The organism is Vibrio sp. 970, from assembly GCF_033339075.1.
On sequence record NZ_JAWOTW010000762.1, the window covers coordinates 1 to 529 of the forward strand.

At 51.0% G+C, this 529-nt stretch carries 1 protein-coding gene; it reads left to right on the top strand.

Features of this window, described 5'->3' with window-relative positions:
- Positions 1 to 70: 70 nt before the first annotated feature.
- On the top strand, positions 71 to 529 hold a 459-nt coding region (locus tag R7Q11_RS29055), incomplete at its 3' end, for a TRAP transporter large permease subunit (RefSeq protein ID WP_225467331.1).

The window sequence follows — 529 nt, forward strand, 5'->3', positions numbered from 1 at the left end:
AGTCAATAAAATCGTTAACCCTCATCTTATCTATGCCGGTAGCAACGGTAAGTCGTAAAAGGAAGTCATTATGATCGGTATAGTGATGTTTTTTGTGGCGCTCTTTGCGCTACTGCTCGGGTTTCCCGTCGCGTTCACATTCGGCGGTATTGCTCTTATTTTTGGTGTTTGGGCAGAGGGCATGGACATGTTTGCCTTCATGCCATATCGAATTCAATCCATCATGGAAAACACGGTGCTGATGGCTGTACCGCTGTTTGTTTTCATGGGGCTCGTGCTGCAAAAAACGAAGCTAGCAGAGCAGCTGCTGGAATCGATGGGGCGTCTGTTTGGTGGCGTCCGTGGCGGCATCGCAATTTCGACGGTGCTGGTGGGCGCGCTACTTGCGGCATCGACTGGCGTAGTGCGAGCATCGGTGGTGGCCATGGGGTTGATCTCTCTGCCTGTGATGCTCAAATACAACTATGACAAAGGCCTCGCGTGCGGAACCATTTGTGCTTCAGGTACGTTGGGGCAAATTATTCCTCCT